At 38.4% G+C, this 16,291-nt stretch carries 12 protein-coding genes; 11 read left to right on the top strand and 1 reads right to left on the bottom strand.

Features of this window, described 5'->3' with window-relative positions:
* Positions 1 to 27 precede the first annotated feature (27 nt).
* On the bottom strand, positions 28 to 1,473 hold the full coding sequence (locus LG369_RS05540; protein WP_225750545.1) for a UDP-N-acetylmuramoyl-L-alanyl-D-glutamate--L-lysine ligase: 1,446 nt from the start codon (positions 1,471 to 1,473) through the stop codon (positions 28 to 30).
* Positions 1,474 to 1,578: 105 nt separating this feature from the next.
* Here LG369_RS05540 and LG369_RS05535 point away from each other — a divergent pair, with 105 nt between their 5' ends.
* From LG369_RS05535 to greA, 11 genes are all read left to right on the top strand, one after another.
* Positions 1,579 to 3,201, top strand: coding sequence for a polysaccharide biosynthesis protein (locus LG369_RS05535; protein WP_225750544.1), 1,623 nt, complete (start codon positions 1,579 to 1,581; stop codon positions 3,199 to 3,201).
* A gap of 201 nt (positions 3,202 to 3,402) precedes the next feature.
* On the top strand, positions 3,403 to 5,361 hold the full coding sequence (locus tag LG369_RS05530; RefSeq protein WP_223333291.1) for a peptide ABC transporter substrate-binding protein: 1,959 nt from the start codon (positions 3,403 to 3,405) through the stop codon (positions 5,359 to 5,361).
* Between the two features lie 142 nt (positions 5,362 to 5,503).
* Positions 5,504 to 6,598 carry a cystathionine gamma-synthase gene (locus LG369_RS05525; protein WP_225750543.1) on the top strand — a complete coding sequence of 365 codons (1,095 nt, stop codon included), beginning with the start codon at positions 5,504 to 5,506 and terminating at the stop codon, positions 6,596 to 6,598.
* Between the two features lie 4 nt (positions 6,599 to 6,602).
* Positions 6,603 to 7,769: a MalY/PatB family protein gene (locus tag LG369_RS05520; protein WP_225750542.1), complete on the top strand. Its 1,167-nt coding sequence runs from the start codon at positions 6,603 to 6,605 to the stop codon at positions 7,767 to 7,769.
* A gap of 91 nt (positions 7,770 to 7,860) precedes the next feature.
* Entirely contained in the window at positions 7,861 to 10,959 is a 3,099-nt protein-coding gene (locus LG369_RS05515) for a DEAD/DEAH box helicase (protein WP_070677951.1), read from the top strand.
* Between the two features lie 46 nt (positions 10,960 to 11,005).
* Positions 11,006 to 11,599 carry a cystathionine gamma-synthase gene (locus LG369_RS05510; RefSeq protein ID WP_225750541.1) on the top strand — a complete coding sequence of 198 codons (594 nt, stop codon included), beginning with the start codon at positions 11,006 to 11,008 and terminating at the stop codon, positions 11,597 to 11,599.
* 11 nt (positions 11,600 to 11,610) lie between these two features.
* Positions 11,611 to 12,945 (top strand): UDP-N-acetylmuramate--L-alanine ligase, encoded by a 1,335-nt coding sequence (gene murC, locus LG369_RS05505; protein WP_006151975.1) that lies wholly within the window; start codon positions 11,611 to 11,613, stop codon positions 12,943 to 12,945.
* Positions 12,946 to 12,953: 8 nt separating this feature from the next.
* Positions 12,954 to 13,469: a GNAT family N-acetyltransferase gene (locus LG369_RS05500; RefSeq protein ID WP_225750540.1), complete on the top strand. Its 516-nt coding sequence runs from the start codon at positions 12,954 to 12,956 to the stop codon at positions 13,467 to 13,469.
* The gene (locus LG369_RS05495; protein WP_024053528.1) at positions 13,466 to 13,960 is read left to right on the top strand and encodes a GNAT family N-acetyltransferase; all 495 of its coding nucleotides are present in this window, start codon (positions 13,466 to 13,468) and stop codon (positions 13,958 to 13,960) included. Before LG369_RS05500 ends, LG369_RS05495 begins: the two co-directional genes overlap by 4 nt.
* Before the next feature lie 76 nt (positions 13,961 to 14,036).
* Complete coding sequence (mltG, locus tag LG369_RS05490; protein WP_413252027.1) at positions 14,037 to 15,710, top strand: endolytic transglycosylase MltG; 1,674 nt, start codon at positions 14,037 to 14,039, stop codon at positions 15,708 to 15,710.
* 76 nt (positions 15,711 to 15,786) lie between these two features.
* The gene (gene greA / locus LG369_RS05485; RefSeq protein ID WP_004252406.1) at positions 15,787 to 16,269 is read left to right on the top strand and encodes a transcription elongation factor GreA; all 483 of its coding nucleotides are present in this window, start codon (positions 15,787 to 15,789) and stop codon (positions 16,267 to 16,269) included.
* Positions 16,270 to 16,291 lie beyond the last annotated feature (22 nt).

Genomic DNA, 16,291 nt, shown 5'->3' with positions numbered 1-16,291 from the left:
GAAATTTCCTAGCCTTATTTAAATATACTATAGATAACGTTCTGCAACAGCAACATCACCTGGATAGTCTTCTTTCTTACCTTGGATGATTTGGTAGCAGTCAGCTCCTTTACCAGCGATAATGACAGCATCCAGTTCGTGACTTGTGACAGACATCGCAGCCTTAATGGCTTGTTCACGGTCAGCAATCTTTTCAACAGGACGATGGATGTAGCTACTAATTTCATCTGCAATGGCCATCGGATCTTCATAGTTTGGATCGTCAGCCGTAAGGAATACTTGAATTTCAGGATGTTTATCGAGGAGAAGTCCAAAGTCCTTGCGACGGCTTTCTCCCTTGTTTCCAGTAGAACCAAGAACTAAAGCAATCTTTCCAGTCTGATGTGTTTCAACGACTGAGATCAATTTCTTCAAGCTATCACCATTATGGGCGTAATCAATGAAAACTTTTGCTCCATTTTTCTGAGTGAGAACTTCCATACGGCCAGGGACACGAGTAGTAGCAATCCCTTTTTTAATGTCTTCAAGACTAGCACCTAAACGAAGGCAGGCAAGTCCAGCAGCGACAGCATTTTCTTGGTTGAAATGTCCAATCAACTGGATATCATAATCTCCAGCTAATTTACCAGTAGCTGAGAAGCTAAAGGCTTTGGAGTTTTCGATTTGGTTATCAGATTGGCTTCCGTAGAAGTCATGCTCTTGGTTCTCAACTTGTTCTTTTAGAACAGAGAAGTGGTCCATATCGCTATTAATGACAACTGCTCGGCTATTTTTCATCAAGAGACGCTTGTGGTAGAAGTAGTCTTCAAAGGTTGGATGCTCAATAGGACCAATATGGTCAGGGCTGATATTTAGGAACACACCTACATCAAAAGTGAGGCCGTAGACTCGCTTCACCAAGTAGGCTTGACTGGAAACTTCCATAATAAGGTGGGTTCTTCCATTATCAACTGCCTGCGCCATCATATCAAAGAGATCGATGCTTTCAGGTGTTGTCAGAGCAGACTTGAAGAAAGTTTTTCCGTCCAAAGTCGTATTCATGGTCGATAACATAGCTGGACGATGTTGCTGATTTAAGATATTGTAAGCGAAGTAAGCTGCCGTAGTTTTTCCTTTAGTACCAGTGAAAGCAAGTAATTTCAATTTCTCCTGAGGGTTGCCATAAAACTCCATGGCAATCAAACTCATAGCTTTTTTAATATCGCTAACAACGATGACAGGAATGCCTACTTCATAATCCTGCTCCGCTACATACCAACCGAGTCCTTGTGAGATTGCCGAAAGAAGAAATTCCTTCTTAAAAGCAGCTCCTTTTACAAAAAAGAGGCTATTATCTTTTGCTTTTCGGCTATCGTAGCAGATGCTATCAAAAGTTACATCATTAAAATGATAGTGGTAATGTCCTTGGTCGATAATCTCACGGAAGAGATTGTCTTTCTTTAAAATATCTAATACGGTTTCAATCTTTATCATACTTTCTATTGTAAACTGAAAGTCTGAATTTTACAAGTAACAAGGAAAAGTTTATAATGGAATATAAGGAACTTTTCCTAGTGATTAAAAATGAATGAGGAAGCTATGTCTAACGAAAATAATCATCAGCAAGCCCAGATGTTGCGAGGAACTGCTTGGCTAACGGCTAGTAATTTTATCAGCCGCCTGCTCGGGGCTATTTACATTATTCCATGGTATATTTGGATGGGGACATATGCCGCTAAGGCAAATGGACTCTTCACCATGGGTTATAATATTTATGCATGGTTCTTATTGATCTCGACTGCGGGTATTCCTGTTGCAGTCGCAAAGCAAGTCGCTAAGTATAATACCATGCATGAGGAAGAGCATAGTTTTGCCCTAATTCGTAGTTTCTTAGGCTTCATGACAGGATTAGGTGTTTTCTTTGCCCTAATCTTATATTTCATGGCTCCGTGGTTAGCAGACCTTTCAGGTGTTGGAAGTGAGTTAATCCCAATTATGCAGAGCCTATCTTGGGCGGTCTTGATTTTCCCGTCCATGAGTGTCATCCGTGGATTTTTCCAAGGGATGAATAATCTTAAACCTTATGCCATGAGTCAAATTGCTGAGCAGGTTATCCGTGTTATTTGGATGCTCTTAGCAACCTTTATCATCATGAAGCTCGGTTCAAAAGATTATCTATCAGCAGTTACTCAATCTACTTTTGCTGCTTTTGTGGGAATGGTAGCTAGTTTTGCAGTACTTCTATATTTCCTTTATAAGGAAGGATTGCTCCAAAAAGTTTTTGAAACACGAGATAAGATTGATAGTAAGAGTCTTTTGGTTGATACGATTAAGGAGGCAATACCTTTTATCTTGACTGGTTCGGCTATTCAGCTTTTCCAAATCTTGGACCAAAATACCTTTATCAATAGTATGAAGTGGTTTACCAACTATAGTAATGAAGACTTAATTGTCATGTTTTCTTATTTCTCTGCCAATCCGAATAAAATCACTATGATTTTGATTTCGGTTGGAGTTTCGATTGGTAGTGTTGGTCTGCCTCTTTTGACGGAGAACTATGTCAAGGGGGATTTACCAGCAGCTTCTCGTCTAGTTCAAGATAGTATCACCATGCTCTTCCTATTCCTCTTACCTGCAACGGTTGGAGTAGTCATGGTAGGTGAACCACTCTATACAGTCTTTTACGGTAAGCCAGATGGCTTGGCTATGGGCTTATTTATCTTTGCAGTCTTGCAATCAACAATTCTAGGCTTGTACATGGTCTTGTCACCAATGCTTCAGGCTATGTTCCGTAACCGCAAGGCAGTCTTGTATTTTGTTTATGGCTCAATTGCGAAGATTGTTCTACAATTACCATCGATAGCTATTTTCCATAGTTATGGTCCTCTCATTTCAACGACTATCGGTCTTATCATCCCGAATGTCTTGATGTATCGTGATATCTGTCAGGTTACAGGTGCGCGTCGAAAGATTATTCTGAAGAGAACAATCTTAGTTACTATTTTGACTCTGGTTATGTTTATTCTAGTAGGACTCTTGCAATGGATTATTGGATTTGTCTTCCAACCAACTGGACGTTTCTGGAGTTTCCTCTACGTCGCCTTAATTGGTACAATTGGTGGCGGGCTTTACGGAGTTATGTGTCTCTATACTCGTCTATTGGATAAGGTTATTGGACAGGAAAAAGCAAATCAGTTACGAGCACGATTAAAATTATCATAAAAATTTATAAATAAAATGAATAATTTGAACTTTTCTATCCGGAAAAGTTCAAATTATTCATTTTTTTATTTAAAAGATAGGATAAAATATAAAATTAGTAGAAAAAAATCTATAATTTGGTAAAATTTAGATAAAATCGCTTGACTAAAAAAAACAATAGCTGTATAATGATACAAATATTTAAATTTGGAGGTTCTGTTTATGAAAAAGTCTAAGGCAAAATATCTGACGCTAGCAGGCGTTGCCCTAAGTGCAGGTCTGCTATTGGCGGCTTGTAGCAACTCAGCTAGTTCAACTAAAACATACAACTATGTATATAGTAGCGATCCGTCTAGTTTGAACTATCTTGCAGAAAACCGTGCAACAACCAATGATATCGTTACCAATTTGGTAGATGGACTCATGGAAAATGACCAGTATGGAAACTATATTCCATCTTTGGCTGAGGATTGGACTGTTTCTCAAGACGGTTTGACATACACTTATAAACTTCGTAAAGATGCTAAGTGGTATACTGCAGATGGAGAAGAATATGCTCCTGTAACTGCCCAAGATTTTGTGACAGGTTTGAAATATGCGGCTGATAAAAAATCAGAAGCCTTGTACTTAGTGCAAGAATCCGTTGCTGGTTTAGATGACTATATCACTGGTAAAACAACAGACTTCTCAACTGTCGGAGTCAAGGCTCTTGATGACCAAACAGTTCAGTACACTTTGACACGACCAGAATCTTACTGGAACTCAAAAACAACGTCAACCATTCTCTTCCCAGTCAATGCAGATTTCTTGAAATCAAAAGGGGATGATTTTGGGCGGGTAGACCCATCTAGCATTTTGTATAATGGACCTTTCTTGATGAAATCCTTTGTTTCAAAATCTGTCATCGAATTCAAGAAAAATCCTAACTACTGGGATGCTAAAAATGTCTTTGTAGATGATGTCAAATTGGCCTATTATGATGGTAGTGATCAAGATGCACTGGCTCGTAACTATGTAGAGGGTGCCTATAGCTACGCTCGTCTTTATCCAAATAGTTCAAGTTTTGAAGGGATTAAAGAGAAGAATAAGGATAATATCATCTATAGCTTGCAAGATGCTACTTCTTACTTCTTAAACTTCAACTTAGATAGAAAATCATATAAATTCACTTCAAAAACAAGTGATGCTGAAAAGAAATCGACTCAGGAAGCGGTTCTTAATAAAAACTTCCGTCAAGCCATTAACTTTGCCTATGATCGTACAGCTTACGGGGCTCAATCTCAGGGAGAAGAGGGGGCAACTAAGATTTTGCGTAACTTGGTTGTTCCTCCAAACTTCGTAAGTATCAACGGAAAAGACTTTGGTGAAGTAGTGGCTTCTAAGATGGTGAATTATGGTAAAGAATGGCAAGGAATCAACTTTGCAGATGCCCAGGATCCATACTACAATCCAGAAAAAGCTAAGGCTAAATTTGCAGAAGCTAAGAAAGAACTCCAAGCCAAAGGAGTCCAATTCCCTATCCACTTGGATATGACAGTTGACCAAGCTGCTAAAAAGGGTGTCCAAGAGGCAAATTCTATGAAGCAATCTATTGAAGCAGCCTTAGGTGCAGAGAACGTTGTAATTGATATTCAACAACTCACTACTGAAGATTATGACAATACAAGCTATTTGGCTCAGACCGCAGCTCAGAAGGATTATGATCTTTACAACGGTGGTTGGGGTCCTGATTACCAAGATCCTTCAACCTACCTTGATGTCTTAAACATTAATTCTGGTGGTTTGTTGCAAAATCTAGGTTTAGAGCCAGGTGAAGCTAATGACAAGGCCAAGGCTGTTGGATTGGATGTCTACACTCAAATGTTGGAGGAAGCTAATAAGGAACAAGATCTTGTAAAACGCTATGAAAAGTATGCTGAGATCCAAGCGTGGTTGGTAGATAGCGCTTTAGCAATTCCAAATGTTTCTAAGGGCGGAACACCAACATTGAGAAAAATTATTCCTTTCTCAACACCATATTCATTGGCTGGTAATAAAGGGGTTGAATCATATAAATACCTCAAATTACAAGATAAGACAGTTACAAAAGACGAATATGAAAAAGCCAAAGAAAAATGGTTGAAAGAAAAAGAAGAATCTAATAAAAAAGCCCAAGAAGATTTTGCTAAACACGTTAAGTAATGACTCTAAATTTAAAAACGGTAACCTTTGATGAGGTTATCGTTTTTTATATAGTTTGAAACTATAACTAGCTCTTGAAAACAAGAAAACGAAGGATTCAAAATAAGTGGTACAATAGTTACTATAGATTTGGAGGTAAAGTATGAGCAAATCATTTCACATTAACACAATTTTAGCCCAAGCAGGTATTAAGTCTGATAAGGCAACAGGCGCTTTGGTTACACCTATTCACTTTTCAACGACCTATCAACATCCAGAATTTGGTCAATCAACTGGATTTGACTATACCCGCACCAAAAACCCAACTCGTAGCAAGGCAGAGGAAGTTTTGGCAGCTATTGAATCCGCCAAGTATGCTTTGGCGACTAGTTCAGGTATGTCTGCGATTGTGTTAGCCTTTAGCGTTTTTCCAGTAGGAAGCAAGGTTTTGGCTGTCCGTGACCTTTACGGTGGCTCTTTCCGCTGGTTCAATCAAGTGGAGCAGGAAGGACGTTTCCACTTTACCTATGCCAACACAGAAGAAGAGCTAATTGCCGAGCTAGAAAAGGATGTGGATGTACTTTATATCGAAACACCAACCAACCCTTTGATGTTGGAATTTGATATTGAAAAATTGTCAAAATTAGCTCATGCTAAGGGTGCTAAAGTTGTGGTGGATAATACCTTCTACAGTCCGATTTACCAACGTCCAATTGAAGACGGAGCAGATATTGTCCTTCATTCAGCGACAAAATACCTTGCAGGCCATAATGATGTTCTAGCTGGTGTAGTTGTGACAGATAATGCTGAATTGTACGAAAAACTCTTTTACAATCTCAACACGACTGGGGCTGTTTTATCACCATTTGATAGTTATCAATTGATTCGCGGACTTAAAACTTTGTCACTTCGTATGGAGCGCTCAACAGCTAATGCTCAAGAAATCGTAGCCTTTTTAGAACAATCACCTGCAGTCAAAGAAGTCTTGTATACAGGTCGCGGGGGAATGATTTCCTTTAAAGTAGCAGATGAGAAGCGTATCCCTCATATCTTAAACACTTTGAAAGTATTCTCTTTTGCTGAAAGTCTGGGTGGTGTTGAAAGTCTGATTACCTACCCAACCACTCAAACCCATGCAGACATTCCTGCAGAGGTTCGTCATTCTTATGGATTAACAGATGACCTTTTACGCTTGTCTATTGGTATTGAGGATGCAAGGGACTTGATTGAAGATTTGCATCAAGCTTTGGAAGGATAAGACTATGGGAAAATATGATTTTACGACTTTGCCCAATCGTTTTGGACATCATACCTACAAATGGAAAGAAGCAGAGACTGACCGTCAAGTATTGCCAGCCTGGATTGCTGATATGGACTTTGAAGTCTTACCTGAGATTCGTCAGACTGTCCATGACTACGCTGAGCAATTAGTTTATGGCTATACCTATGCTAGTGATGGATTGATTGAAGCCGTTCAAAACTGGGAGGAAAAACACCATAGTTATCGCTTTGAAAAGGATGCTCTAGTCTTTATCGAAGGGGTAGTGCCAGCTATTTCAACAACCATTCAAGCCTTTACCAAAGAAGGTGAAGCGGTTCTGATTAACACGCCAGTTTATCCTCCTTTTGCTCGCAGTATTAAGCTCAATAATCGTAGACTAATCACCAACTCTCTAGTAGAAAAAGACGGACTTTTTGAGATTGACTTTGATCAATTGGAGAAAGACTTTGTCGAAGAAGAAGTGAAACTCTACGTTCTCTGCAATCCTCATAATCCTGGTGGACGCATTTGGGAAAAGGAAGTCTTAGAGAAGATTGGACAACTGTGTCAAAAACATGGGGTCTTGCTAGTATCTGACGAGATTCACCAAGATTTAGCTCTATTTGGAAATAAGCACCAGTCATTCAACACGGTAAATGAAGATTTTAAAGAATTTTCACTAATTTTAAGCAGTGCTACCAAGACCTTTAACATTGCCGGAACGAAAAATTCTTACGCTATTATCGAAAATCCAAAGTTGAGACTTGCTTTCCAAAAGCGCCAGCTGGCTAATAATCAACATGAAATCTCAGGTTTGGGATATTTGGCAACAGAAACTGCCTATCGATATGGTGAAGATTGGTTGACAGAACTCAAAGAACTGATTGAGAAACACATCAATTATGTAGAGGATGTATTTGGCAAAGAAACTAAAATCAAGGTCATGAAACCTCAAGGTACCTATCTCATTTGGCTTGATTTTTCAGCCTATGATATTAGCGATGAAGAGCTAAGAAAGCTTTTACGAAACGAAGCCAAAGTTATCCTGAATAGAGGCTTGGACTTTGGTGAAGAAGGAGCTCTCCATGCTCGCTTAAATGTAGCTATGCCGACATCTGTCTTGGAAGAAGTTTGCCAACGAATCATTGCCACTTTTTCAAATTATTAAAAAACTAGCCTTTTAGGAGAAAGTACTCCTAGAAGGCTATTTTCATAGACAGAAATGTGGTATAATTAAGAGATAAAGTAAAGGGGACACTATGGCTAAATTGATTCCAGGAAAGCTTCGAATGGAGGGAGTGGAACTCTATGAAACTGGTCAGATTGAAATCATTAAAGAACAAGACCATCGCATCTATGCGCGTGTAGCAGATGAAGAGATTCGCTATAGTTTGGATGATGATTTGATTTTTTGTGCATGTGATTTTTTCAAAAAAAGAGGTTACTGTGTTCATTTGGCGGCATTGGAATATTATCTGAAAAATGACCAACTAGGGCAAGAAATCTTACTCAATCTAGAGGCTAATCAGGAAGAAAAGGAAACTGTTGAGACACAAGTGACTTTCGGAGGGAAATTCTTGGAGTCTATCCAAGCATCTAGTCAGTCTGACCTCTATCAGCTTTCTGCTCAAGGGCAGGTGGAAGCAGGAACCAATCGCATTATCTGGACTTTAAGAATTGGTCTTTCTCAGCAAGATAAGTTTTATGTGATTAGGGATATCCCTCTTTTCTTAAAAGTCATAGAGTTTTCCAAACCTTACATGATAGGAAAGCATTATGAGCCTTCATTAAGACTTGAACAATTTGATAAAGCTAGTCAAGAAGTCTTAAATTTCTTATTAGGTTTGGTTGAAGAGAAGATTGACTACAATATTTTTTTCCCAAATCAAGGACGACATCTCTATTTTCCTAAAACCTTTTTTGAGCAGGGGGCTAGTCTACTGATGGGATTAGTTGCCTTTCAATTTGACCATCAGCTTTCGACATATCATCATCTTCTCTTCCAAGACTTTGATGGCCAAGCAGGTTTGTTTTCATTTAGAATTGAAGAAAAATCCAACTATTTTGAAATGGAAGTCTTCGAACAGGCAGGGCTTAATTTCTTTTACAGGGGACAAGTATTATTCTACAAGGGGAATTTTTTCCTGATGACGAAAAAACAGGCTAGTTTATTAGATGCACTTAGAAAAGTTCCTTTAGACAATGGTGGCAGAAAGATCTTACAGTTTGATACTCGTGATCGAGACCTTTTAGCTTCGAACTTGTCGCAGTTTAAATGCCTAGGAAAAGTAGAAGCTCCTGATTCACTACAAATCCAATCCTTCCGTCCGTCTTTTTACATGGATCGTGAAGAGGATGGTTCTATTCGATTAGATATGCAATTTCAATATGAAACTTGCCTAGTAACCAATCGTAATGAACTAGAGAACCTCCCTTTTGCTAGTGATATTCAACTGGAAAAACAGATTTTTCAGTTGGCCTTATCTGCGGGGTTTGAAGCGGATTTTCGTTCATGGCGTCAAAGTTTGAAAGTTGAAGCAGTCCATACATTCTTTCAGGAAGTATTACCAGCCTTTGCAGCACTTGGAGAATTAAAGATTTCTGAGAGTTTGCAAGATCTTTATCAGGTTCAGAAACCTCAAATTCATATCTCATCCAAGGGAAGTCTTTTAGAAATTCAATTTGATTTTCAGGATATTGATCAAGAAGAAATCAATCGAGCAATGAAAGCTCTCGTTGCCAAGCAGGACTATTATATTAGCTCGTCTGATCAGGTCTATTATTTTGATGAACAGACAAAACGTATTCGACAAGATTTAGAGGAATTAGGAATTGATGAGATAGAGAGTACTGCTTTCCAGGCTCGCAAGTCTTTGGCTTATACCTTATCTCATCTGTTTAAGGACAAGGATCAAGTTACTTTTACTGATGAATTTCGTCATTTGGCGCATCATTTAACGCATCCTGAGGATTTTCCGATGAAGTCCCTAGATATTCGAGCCCAACTCAGGGATTATCAGAAAAAGGGGATTCAATGGCTTCAGATGTTAGACCATTATGGATTTGGTGGAATTTTAGCTGATGATATGGGACTTGGAAAAACCTTACAAGCCATCGCCTTTTTAAGTAGCCAACTTCAGGAGAATAGCCGTGTCTTGATTCTTGCTCCATCTGGCCTCATTTATAATTGGGCTGATGAATTTAAAAAATTTGCACCGAATTTGGATGTGGCTGTCGTACATGGATTGAAACCTTATCGCGAGACTATTTTAGCAGAAAAACATCAGGTCTATGTGACCAGTTATGCCACTTTCCGTCAGGATAGTGAAATCTATCGAAATTTATCTTTTGATTTTCTATTTCTAGATGAAGCCCAAGTGATGAAAAATGCCCAAACCAAAATTGCTAAGATTTTGAGAAAGTTTGTGGTTCCATCGGTTTTTGCTCTTTCCGGAACACCAATTGAAAATAGTTTAGGGGAATTATGGTCTATCTTTCAGATTGTATTGCCAGGACTTTTGCCAGCAAAAAAAGACTTTATGAAATTGCCTGCTGAGAGAGTGGCACAGTTTATCAAACCATTTGTCATGCGTCGAAAAAAAGAGGATGTTCTTACAGAGTTACCTGATCTGATAGAAGTCGTTTATAAAAATGAACTGGAGGACCAGCAAAAAGCTATCTATCTAGCTCAACTTCAACAGATGCAAGAGCGTTTGGGACAAGTGACCGATGCAGAATTTCAACGAAATCGAGTTGAAATTTTAACAGGACTCATGCGTCTTCGCCAGATTTGTGATACTCCAGCTCTATTTATGGAGGATTATAAGGGAGATAGCGGGAAGCTTGATAGTTTACGAGATCTGCTAAGTCAAATTGCTGAGGGAAATCATCGTGTACTCATCTTCTCTCAATTTAGGGGAATGCTTGATCGGATCGAAAAGGAGTTGCCTCAGCTTGGCTTAACTTCCTTTAAGATTACTGGCTCTACACCATCACAGGAGCGTCAAGAAATGACCAAGGCTTTTAACCAAGGTGAGCGCGATGTGTTTTTGATTTCTCTAAAAGCTGGTGGAGTTGGTCTCAATCTTACTGGTGCGGATACAGTTATTCTGGTAGATTTATGGTGGAATCCGGCAGTTGAATCGCAGGCTATTGGCCGGGCCCACCGTATGGGACAAGACCAAGCTGTTGAGGTTTATCGTCTGGTAACCAGAGGCACAATCGAGGAGAAGATTCAAGAGTTGCAGGAACAGAAAAGAAATCTGGTATCAGAAGTATTGGATGGAACAGAGTCTCGTGGAAGTCTCACACTTACTGAAATTCAAGAAATATTAGGAATTTCTGAAGCCAAGACTTGAAAAATCAAGACTTTACGCTATAATGGAGTATTGAAAGGAAATAAAAATGAAGCTAGAACGATTTCCAATAGTGTCAGATGATGAAATTATGCTGACAGAGATGCCATTTATGAATTTATATGATGAGTCGGATCTCATTAGTAATATTAAGGGAGACTACCAAGATAAAAACTACTTGGAATGGTCGCCAATTACTACTGAAAAAAAGTCATCGACTAAGGCGCCAGAGAAACTGACTGAAAATAAGGAAAAATCCTACGCTGAACTTGCTCGTGAGGAAGCTAGAGCTGATTTGAAACGAAAACGTTCAGCAAAGTATTTGACACAAGATGTTAGTTTTACGAAACGTTATAAATCTTCAAATAATGTAGTAAAACAGGCAAATCAGCCAACAGCTCCTTTCCAAAAGGAAAATCCTGGGGAACTAGCAAAATTTAGTGACAAACTAACTCAGAACCATTATATTTTGGCTGAAATGGTTCCTCAGATGCAACAGACAACTAAAGAAGAGCATCTTGGACCAAAGAAAAATAATTATGATTTTTTAAAGAAAAGCCAAATTTATAACAAAAAAGAAAATCAATCAGAAAAAGAACGTAAAATTGCTCAAGAGTTGAACTTGACAAATATGACAGAGTAAAGGGGAAAAAGATGGCAAAAACCTATCATTTTATCGGAATTAAAGGATCAGGAATGAGTGCCTTGGCCTTGATGTTGCACCAAATGGGGCATAAGGTCCAAGGATCTGATGTAGAGAAATACTACTTTACACAAAGAGGCTTAGAGCAAGCAGGTATCAAAATTTTGCCTTTTGATGAGAAGAATCTTCAAGGGGATTTAGAAATCATCGCTGGTAATGCCTTTCGTCCAGACAACAATGTTGAAATTGCTTATGCAGACAAGAATGGACTAAGCTATAAACGTTATCATGAATTTCTTGGTAGCTTTATGCGTGACTTTATCAGCATGGGTGTTGCCGGAGCACACGGTAAGACTTCAACAACAGGTATGCTTTCTCACGTTTTGTCCCACATCACTGATACTAGCTATCTAATTGGAGATGGTACAGGTCGTGGTTCTGAAAATGCCAAGTATTTTGTCTTCGAATCAGACGAGTACGAGCGTCATTTCATGCCATACCATCCAGAATACTCTATCATCACCAATATTGACTTTGACCATCCAGATTATTTCACAAGCTTAGAGGATGTCTTCAACGCCTTCAATGATTATGCTAAACAAATCACCAAAGGTTTGTTTGTCTACGGTGAAGATGCTGAGTTGCGTAAGATTACGGCAAATGCCCCAATCTATTATTACGGTTTTGAAGCGGACAACAATGACTTTGTAGCCAGTGATTTGCTTCGTTCTACTACAGGTTCAACTTTCACAGTTCACTTCCGTGGTCAAGAATTGGGTCAATTCCACATTCCAACTTTTGGTCGCCACAACATCATGAATGCAACAGCAGTAATTGGTTTGCTTTATACTGCTGGCTTTGACTTGGATTTGGTACGTGAACACTTGAATACTTTTGGAGGTGTTAAACGTCGCTTTACCGAAAAGATTGTTAACGATACAGTCATTATCGATGATTTTGCGCATCACCCAACTGAAATCATTGCAACTCTAGATGCTGCACGTCAAAAATACCCAAGCAAGGAAATCGTTGCTATTTTCCAACCGCATACTTTTACTCGTACAATTGCTTTGTTGGATGATTTTGCACAAGCTTTGAACCAGGCTGATGCAGTTTACTTAGCACAAATCTATGGATCTGCTCGCGAAGTTGACCATGGTGATGTTAAGGTTGAGGATTTAGCAGCTAAGATTGATAAAAAACATCAAGTTATCACTGTTGAAAATGTGTCTCCACTCTTAGACCATGACAATGCTGTATACGTCTTTATGGGAGCAGGTGACATTCAATCATATGAATACTCATTCGAACGTCTCTTGTCTAATTTGACAAGTAATGTTCAGTAAGGAACACCATGGAATTTCCAATAAAAATAAGGGAAGTTCAGCAATCTGATATCGAGCAGATTTGCTTGATACAGGAGAGTACTCAAAACTTCCAAGAAACATTTAATAGAGAAATAATAGAAGAACGTATCCGTAATTTTGCGGATACGTTTCTCTTAGCTAGTTTAGATGATCAGGTGATTGCTTATATTTTAGCGACAGATTTTGCTACGTCCTCAGTAAGTAGATGGATAGCAGAGATGGCAGATGGAGAAGCTATTAGTAATGGAAATCTTGTTATTGATGCTTTATCTGTTCATCCGAATTATCAAGGGCAAGGATTTGGAACCTTGTTGCTCGCAGCCATGAAACAAGTTGCTCTTCAGAAAAATAGTCCAGCTATTTATCTGGTCTGTAAAGATGAATTGCTGTCTTATTTTGAGATGAATGAATATATAGAGCAAGGAATAGTAGATCTGGGAGTCGGAAATGAAGTTAATTTTCTCATGTGCTGGAAGAATCCCTTTTATCAGGAGGAACTATGATTATTCGACAAGCTAGACTGAGTGATTTAGACCGTATTTTAGAGATTGAATTAGAGAATTTTTCTATTGAAGAAGCCATACCTCGATCTGTCTTTGAAGCACATTTAAAGGAAATAAAAACGAGCTTTCTAGTGGCTGAAAAAGAGGGGGAGATACTTGGTTATATCGAAGGTCCGGTAATCCCTCATCGTTATTTACAAGATCAGTCTTTCACTGAAGAAATAAAAGACCACAGTCATAAGGAAGGTGGTTATATATCTGTGACTTGTCTTTCGATAGCAAAAAAAGCTCAATCTCTAGGACTAGGGAAAAAACTCCTGACCGCATTGAAAGAAGTGGCTCTTAAGCACGAACGAGAGGGGATCAATCTGACCTGTCATGACTACCTTATTGAATACTATGAGAAGCATGGTTTTGTCAATGAAGGAAAGTCTAAGTCCCAATTTGCAGGAGAAGAATGGTATGATATGGTCTGGGAAAACAAGAATTAGTGAGTAGAAAGGCTTCTAAGGTTGCTTTTCTTTAGTTTTTAAGATATAATATTAAGGATTATCAACAAGGAGGTAAATACCTTTGAGCGAAAATTCAAATGAAGAAAAGTTGAGTTTTAAAGAGCAAATTTTGCGAGATTTAGAACGACTAAAAAAAGAGGCAAATGAAGTTGAACAAACGGATGATTTTTTTTCAACTTTAGCAAAATCTTCTGAAGCAACTTCAGAAAAAAAGGAACCAAGTATTTCGGAAGAGGAGTTGATTGCAAAATCAGTTGCAGCTGTTGATCAATTGATTGATAATGCCCCAACTGTTCCTGAGCGTCCTGTTCTTGTAGAAGAAGTTCCAGAAGAAGCTGCAGAGGAAGTACAAGAAGAAATTCCAGAAGCAGTACAAGAGGAAGTAGTTGAGTCATCTCAATCAATTCCGGAAAAAGAAGAAAATAATTCAATTCCAACTAGAGTTTCAGTTTCTTATCGTGCATTCGATACTGTTCCAGAAAAAGAAACAGTAAACCTTGCGTCACACAAGGAAGAATTGACAAGTCAAGAAGCTACTGAAGAAGCAGACCTTCCTAGAAGAAGTCGGAGAGAGTCTGCGAAACCAGCTAAGAAAAAGAAAAAATCCCACTTGAAAGGATTTTTAGTCACAGTATTGGTATTGCTGATCCTACTTGGTGCTGGTGGTTTCTTTGGACTTCGCTATGCTGAATCAGCCTTGCAACCAGTGGATCCAAGTTCTAAACAATATATGACTGTTCAGATTCCAGATGGATCTAATGCTCAAGAAATTGGTTCAACGTTGGAAAAATCTGGTGTCATTAAAAACGGTTTGATCTTTACACTTTATGTCAAGTATAAAAACTATAATGAATTAAAATCTGGTTATTATAATCTTCAAAAGAGTATGAGCGTTGAAGATATCATTAAAGAGTTGCAAAAAGGCGGTACACCTGAACCTCAAGAGGTTACACTTGCAAGCTTGACTATTCCAGAGGGATATACTTTAGAGCAAATTGCTCAAACTATTGGGCAACTTCAAGGTAACTTTAAGGAACCTTTGACAGCGGAAGCATTCTTGGCTAAAGTTCAAGATGAGACCTTTATTGCTCAAGAGGTTTCCAAATATCCAAACCTGCTTGCAAGCTTGCCAGCCAAAGATAGTGGTGTTCGTTACCGTTTAGAAGGTTATCTTTTCCCTGCGACTTTTACAATCAAAGAAAGTACAACTGTTGAAAGTTTAATTGATGAAATGCTAGCTGCAATGGATAAAAACCTATCTAGTCACTATGCTACAATCAAAGAAAAGAACTTAACAGTGAATGAACTCTTAACAATTGCCTCTCTTGTTGAGAAAGAAGGAGCAAAAACAGAGGACCGTAAGTTGATTGCTGGTGTATTCTATAATCGTTTGAACCAGGGTATGCCACTTCAAAGTAATATTGCCATCCTTTACGCAGAAGGTAAACTTGGTCAAAATATCAGTCTTGCTGATGATGCAGGTATTGATACAACAATCAATTCCCCATATAATGTTTATACAAACCTTGGCTTAATGCCTGGACCAGTTGACAGCCCTAGCTTGGATGCTATCGAATCAAGTATCAATCAAACAAAGAGTGACTATCTCTACTTTGTGGCCAATGTTCAAGATGGTAAGGTTTACTATTCAACAACACTGGAAGAACATGATCGAAATGTTCAAGAACATATTAATAGTAAACTAAACCAATCAAATAGCACAAACTAAAATTATGTGGTTTTCCACATAATTTTGCTTTAAGAAAGTAAATTATATTGAAACAATCAAAAGAAAGTTGAGAAAAATGGTAGAAAAAACTTATCCAATGACATTGGAAGAAAAGGAAAAACTCGAAAAAGAATTAGAAGAATTAAAATTAGTACGTCGTCCAGAAGTCGTAGAACGTATCAAGATTGCTCGTTCATACGGTGATTTGTCAGAAAATAGTGAGTATGAAGCAGCTAAGGATGAACAAGCCTTTGTTGAAGGACAAATATCAAGCTTGGAAACAAAAATCCGTTATGCAGAAATCGTTAATAGCGATGCAGTCGCTCAAGATGAAGTTGCCATTGGAAAAACTGTAACCATCCAAGAAGTTGGAGAAGACGAAGAGGAAGTATACATTATCGTTGGTTCAGCTGGTGCAGACGCTTTTGCAGGTAAAGTATCAAATGAAAGCCCAATTGGTCAAGCCTTGATTGGTAAGAAAACAGGTGATATTGCTACAATCGAAACACCTGCTGGAAGCTATGATGTTAAGATTTTAAAAGTTGAAAAAACAGTTTAATAGGATAGAGAAGAAGGAGTAG

The sequence above is a fragment of the Streptococcus sp. Marseille-Q4154 genome (assembly GCF_916700545.1).
Taxonomy (GTDB): Bacteria; Bacillota; Bacilli; order Lactobacillales; family Streptococcaceae; genus Streptococcus; species Streptococcus infantis_I.
This window is presented reverse-complemented; position numbering and strand designations above follow the sequence as displayed.

Excerpts from the sequence above, each read along its gene's own strand:
- LG369_RS05510 (WP_225750541.1), top strand. The coding sequence starts at position 11,006 with ATGAAGCTAGAACGATTTCCAATAGTGTCAGATGATGAAATTATGCTG.
- murC (WP_006151975.1), top strand. The coding sequence starts at position 11,611 with ATGGCAAAAACCTATCATTTTATCGGAATTAAAGGATCAGGAATGAGT.
- LG369_RS05535 (WP_225750544.1), top strand. The coding sequence starts at position 1,579 with ATGTCTAACGAAAATAATCATCAGCAAGCCCAGATGTTGCGAGGAACT.
- LG369_RS05515 (WP_070677951.1), top strand. The coding sequence starts at position 7,861 with ATGGCTAAATTGATTCCAGGAAAGCTTCGAATGGAGGGAGTGGAACTC.
- LG369_RS05495 (WP_024053528.1), top strand. The coding sequence starts at position 13,466 with ATGATTATTCGACAAGCTAGACTGAGTGATTTAGACCGTATTTTAGAG.
- LG369_RS05500 (WP_225750540.1), top strand. The coding sequence starts at position 12,954 with ATGGAATTTCCAATAAAAATAAGGGAAGTTCAGCAATCTGATATCGAG.
- LG369_RS05530 (WP_223333291.1), top strand. The coding sequence starts at position 3,403 with ATGAAAAAGTCTAAGGCAAAATATCTGACGCTAGCAGGCGTTGCCCTA.
- LG369_RS05520 (WP_225750542.1), top strand. The coding sequence starts at position 6,603 with ATGGGAAAATATGATTTTACGACTTTGCCCAATCGTTTTGGACATCAT.
- LG369_RS05525 (WP_225750543.1), top strand. The coding sequence starts at position 5,504 with ATGAGCAAATCATTTCACATTAACACAATTTTAGCCCAAGCAGGTATT.
- LG369_RS05540 (WP_225750545.1), bottom strand. The coding sequence starts at position 1,473 with ATGATAAAGATTGAAACCGTATTAGATATTTTAAAGAAAGACAATCTC.
- greA (WP_004252406.1), top strand. The coding sequence starts at position 15,787 with ATGGTAGAAAAAACTTATCCAATGACATTGGAAGAAAAGGAAAAACTC.